At 49.7% G+C, this 4,586-nt stretch carries 5 protein-coding genes and 2 pseudogenes; 1 reads left to right on the top strand and 6 read right to left on the bottom strand.

The window, feature by feature from the left end; all coding sequences use genetic code 11:
• Window positions 1-66: 66 nt before the first annotated feature.
• From FTU70_RS14200 to traJ, 6 genes and pseudogenes are all read right to left on the bottom strand, one after another.
• On the bottom strand, window positions 67-219 hold the full coding sequence (locus tag FTU70_RS14200; protein ID WP_180007116.1) for a hypothetical protein: 153 nt from the start codon (window positions 217-219) through the stop codon (window positions 67-69).
• Between the two features lie 27 nt (window positions 220-246).
• Window positions 247-1,104, bottom strand: coding sequence for an SDR family NAD(P)-dependent oxidoreductase (locus FTU70_RS14195; protein WP_120366351.1), 858 nt, complete (start codon window positions 1,102-1,104; stop codon window positions 247-249).
• A 159-nt stretch (window positions 1,105-1,263) separates the two neighbouring features.
• Window positions 1,264-1,449: a GyrI-like domain-containing protein gene (locus FTU70_RS14470; protein WP_233735431.1), complete on the bottom strand. Its 186-nt coding sequence runs from the start codon at window positions 1,447-1,449 to the stop codon at window positions 1,264-1,266.
• A pseudogene (locus FTU70_RS14190) lies at window positions 1,441-2,343 on the bottom strand (TCR/Tet family MFS transporter); the annotation flags it as partial. The gene FTU70_RS14470 and the pseudogene FTU70_RS14190, both read right to left, overlap by 9 nt.
• Window positions 2,344-2,369: 26 nt before the next feature.
• Window positions 2,370-3,245: pseudogene (gene traI, locus FTU70_RS14185) on the bottom strand (TraI/MobA(P) family conjugative relaxase); the annotation flags it as partial.
• A complete protein-coding gene (gene traJ, locus FTU70_RS14180) occupies window positions 3,242-3,616 on the bottom strand; it encodes a conjugal transfer transcriptional regulator TraJ (protein ID WP_033472343.1) in 375 nt (124 codons plus the stop codon). The gene traJ and the pseudogene traI, both read right to left, overlap by 4 nt.
• A 329-nt stretch (window positions 3,617-3,945) precedes the next feature.
• On the opposite strand from traJ, the gene FTU70_RS14175 reads away from it, so the two are divergent.
• Window positions 3,946-4,338: a TraK family protein gene (locus tag FTU70_RS14175; protein WP_052928019.1), complete on the top strand. Its 393-nt coding sequence runs from the start codon at window positions 3,946-3,948 to the stop codon at window positions 4,336-4,338.
• Window positions 4,339-4,586: the final 248 nt, after the last annotated feature.

The following is a 4,586-nucleotide window of genomic DNA, read 5'->3' as shown; positions in this document are numbered from 1 at the left end:
TAAATTTTCAGCGTTGCTGGCTCCCCGTCAGCCGGATTGGGTTGCATCGCAGGGGTGTCGAAAGAGTCAACTGCGGTCCAAAGCTGTTGGACTTGGGTGAAAAGGGCGTTTATTCTTCCTATACGTAAATTGTATTTGTTTTAGAAAAAGTTTTTGATCATTTGCTTCTTGCTGTGTAAAAGGTTTGTATGCTTGAATTTCTTCAATGATTTCTTTCATTTTTTATTGTCACTTTCCTGTCGTCATCTACTTATCAGCTAAATACCCTTCAGGCATTGGAATCAATTTTTCTGATTCCCGACTGAGGCTCTCCTCTGCTTTCCACCCGGCGATTTTATTTTCCGTTGCTTCGATCACCCCATCAAAAAGAGAATCACTTAATATTAGACGTAGTGGTGGTTCAGGCAATGCCGCAAGTTTTAAGATTGTCTTTGCTGCTAATATAGGGTCACTATCTGTCGCCTGACCCTCCTGTTCTTTTGCGAAGGCATCCATTTGTTGATGCAGTTCTTGATAATCCGGCAAGCGTTTACTATTATGCAGTTTCTTGTAAAGATCTGTCCAATAACCTCCTGGTTCAACAATAGTCACATGAACACCAAAAGGAGCCAGTTCCTGTGCTAAAGCTTCCGTCAATCCTTCTACCGCAAATTTACTAGCACTGTATAGACCTGAAGTCATCCAAGACATGATGCCCCCGATACTACTCATTTGGATAAAACGACCTGATTTGTCTCGCAAAAAAGGAGAAACCGCTTGAGCCGTCCAAAGAGAACCGAAAAAGTTTACATTCATTATCTGACGCGCCTCTTCTTCTGTTGTCTCCTCAATCATTCCTCCAAGCATCATTCCCGCATTACTCAAAGCAATATCGATGCCATTAAATTTTTCTGCTCCCTTAGCAGCAGCGGCTACTACCATGTCTCGTTCTTCAATATCGCCTAAACAGATCAGCAAAGAAGATCCATATTCTGTTTTTAACCTGCTGAGTTTTCCTTCTGTTCTAGAAAAAGAAATGACTTGGTCGCCATTTTCTAATACTAATTTTACTGTCTCAAAACCAATTCCTTTACTTCCACCAGTAATAAACCACGTTCTAGTCATCTGTCCACGCTCCTTTTTTCCTAATTACTCTCAATATGATTATAACAAATTAAAAGGCCAACAACAACTATAGTATCTAATATGCTGATTGTCAGTTATAAAATACTAAGAGTCATTTTATTCAAAAAAAGTTGTGGCAAAAAACTTGCCACAACTTTTTTATTTTGCACGAATCGGGAGCCATATTTGGAACTGTGCATTCTGAGGATTAGCATCTAAATATAATTCGATATCTGGCAATTCAGCATATTCAAAACCTGAAGTTGGTAACCATTCAGTAAAAATCTGCTGTTGCAATTCTTGAATTGCTCCTGGTATAGGACCCGTTCCTGAGAATACCGCCATCCAGCTTTGCGTGATAAAAGCCAGCAATAAAAACCCGCACATATCAGCGCCCATTCCAAGCAGCAACACACCGCGGTCACCCAGTCGCTTTGAAAGAGTGCCGGTTAAAACAGCTTGTACGAATGTATGTGCTGCACCAAAAACGGCCAGCGACACACCTGCTGTGCCAATATCCCAATTCAAGCGCTGTTCGCCATAAATCACCCACAAAGCGGCGGGCGCCTGCCCAATCAGCTGCATAAGAAAAAACAACGCAAAAAAGCTGGCAAGTCCCTGAACTGCAAAATTGAAGCGAAAGCCTTCAAACAAATTGATTTTGGCTGGCTGTCCTTCAGGCGGTTGTGACGGCGTTTTGGGCAACAAGAAAGCCACCAAACAAAAGGCAATTGCATTGAGAAGAGCCCCTGCCACAAAGGGCGCATGCACAGATATATCACTAAGAACACCGCCAATAGCAGGCCCTGCAATCATACCTGCACCAAAACACGCCCCCATAAAACCAAACCAACGCGCACGTTCTTCCTGTTTAGTTGTATCAGCGATAATTGATGCCGCGATTGCACCAGTTGCTCCGGTAACACCTGAGATAATCCGGCCGATATAAAGCACCCATAAAACAGGCGCTGCCGCCATTATGCTATAATCAATCGTGGCACCTAAAAATGAAACCAGCAAAATAATCCGCCGTCCATAGCGGTCAGATAACCGCCCTAAAACGGGCGCGCAAAAGACCTGCATAAACGCATAAAGCGATAAAAAAACACCATAGTGAAATGCTGTTTGCTCTGCCGGTACAAATTCATTTAATAAAGCCGGAACCACCGGCATGATTAATCCCAAACCAATCGCATCAAGCGCGACAACAATGAGTGCGGTTATAAGTGATTTTGACATAGATGTGACTTTTATTTATCATTGATAAGTTGGCGATAAAAAACTTTGTACCTGGCATAAAGCTCGGTGGTGTCAGCGCGTGACCGTACCGGCTTCTTTTGATACTGCCGCCTGGGCGGCTTCTCCTGCTGATCCGGTGACGCCTCAAAGGCTCCCAGCCGCTTTTCCAGGGCAGGCTTGGACAGATCGCGGGACAGGGTGCTGGGCTTGACCATCGTGCCGTCATCGGCCCGGATCACCAACCCGTTACCCCTTGGCGTAATCTCCAGGCCGTTATCACGCATGACCTGGTGCAGCTCCGTCCAGGACTGCGCGGCTTTAATGTCGTCCAGGCATTCGCGCTTGATCCAGCCCACCAGACTTTCCACGCCGGCATGGCGCTCCATGTCGGCGGCCCTCGATGCCGCCCCGCGCTGCTGCGGCCGGTGATTGTCTGCCTCCAGGCCATAGTCCCGTTCCAGCGTCTCGCACAAGTCGGCCAGCGCCAGGTGCGGATAGTACGGTTCGTGCATCGTGTGCCTGGTCGGGTGAATCTTGTTGATGGCAATGTGGATGTGCAGGTTGTCGGTGTCGTTATGCACGGCGCTGATACGCTGATGCTCACCAAACCCTAGCCCTTGGCAAATCCGTTCCTCTATCGCCTTCAAGGTGTCGGCATCGGGATTCTCGCCGGCGCGAAAACTGACAATCAGGTGATAGGTCTTATCGCCCTTGGCCCTGGTGTTCATGTGCTGGGTGGCCAGCACTTCGGTGATGGCATCGCGCACTGAATGCGCCTCGCAATTCGTGACCTGAACATGGCCCAGCCGGTGGTCTTTGCTCTGTGCGTCGGTGATGTATTTAGCCAGGTCGGCAAAGTCTGATTTGCCCAGGGAACGCATGGCAACATGCTTGGCAATCATGATGCTGCCCTGGGTCGCACAATAGATTCCATCAATCGGCTCATTTCGTCCTGGTTGGCCTCAATCCGGGCCAGCAGGCCCAAGACAGTTTCAGCGCTGAACCGGGCCGTTCGGGCATCGTCGGTCAGCCACAATTTCAGCAGACCACCGAGGCGGCCCAGGTCGCCATTGACCCGCACCAGCTCGCGCACGTTCTCGTAATCGGTCACGCCCTGGACGGCGTAACCCTGCCCCACGGCCAGCAAAAAAGCAGACGTACTCAAGCCAGCCGCTTGTGCGTTGGCCTCAATGGCGGCCCGCTCTTCCGGCAGGCAATACACCTTGATCGGCGTGCTGCTTTTTCTCGTTACCTTCTGCTCTGTCGCCTCCATCTTTGGCGTCCTCCTGGTTCTCTTATTCCGGCGTCCGCCGATGGCCCCGCAGGGCAGGATTCCCGTTGAGCGCCGCAGGTGCGAATAAGGGGAAGTGAAGAGGAACACCATGCTTGCATGGTGGGCCTACTTCACACATCCTGCCCGCTTCACCACCACTTTAACATCACTACCATTTACCGGCTATAACCCGTTTTATCGACAAACACAAGCCGATTCCACGCATAAGGCGTGCAATCTGGCTTTAGTCGCCTTACAATCGCTTTAATAGCGATAGAATCGGCATTAAATCGCGGATAAATCGACATATAAAAGGCGGTAGAATCGGCATGACTAAACGGCTTACAGAGCGCATTGCAGCGCAAATGCAGACCCAAAAGCCCACCCGTTCAGGACAGAATCGGGCGGCTTTCCTGGCCCAGCGCGACGACATAAAAGAGGCTTTGACCGATGGCTGGCCGGTAAAAGCCATCTGGAAAACGCTGCACGATGAAGGGAAAATCAGCTTCGGATATGATGCTTTTATCAGCTATGTGAACAGTCTGATTCGGTCGCCAGGCGAGCCTGAAAAGGCCACCGCAAGACCGCCGGCATCCTCCCAACCGGCCCCCAAGAAAGCCACCCCAGCGACACCCAAACCAGTACCATCAGCCAGCCATAAGCCGGGGGAGATTCCCAGCTTCAACTTCAACCCCAGCCCGAACAAAGCGGACTTGATTTGACGCCCCAAGGGGCGGATTGGACGCCAAGAGGGAAGGCATAGCCCGCCCCTCAAGTGTCAATGAACCCCTGGAAATCGACCCCGAAAACAGCCCCCTTCATAGAGGCGGCCTATTAACATTTGAGTGGGAGTGACGGGCACTGGCTGGCAATGTCTAGCAACGGCAGGCATTTCGGCTGAGGGTAAAAGAACTTTCCGCTAAGCGATAGACTGTATGTAAACACAGTATTGCAAGGACGCGGAACATGC

Source organism: Acinetobacter sp. YH12135 (assembly GCF_013418565.1).
In the GTDB taxonomy this organism is placed as follows: domain Bacteria; phylum Pseudomonadota; class Gammaproteobacteria; order Pseudomonadales; family Moraxellaceae; genus Acinetobacter; species Acinetobacter towneri.
Note: the sequence above shows the minus strand (reverse complement) of the source record. Positions and strands in the feature narration are given on the sequence as shown.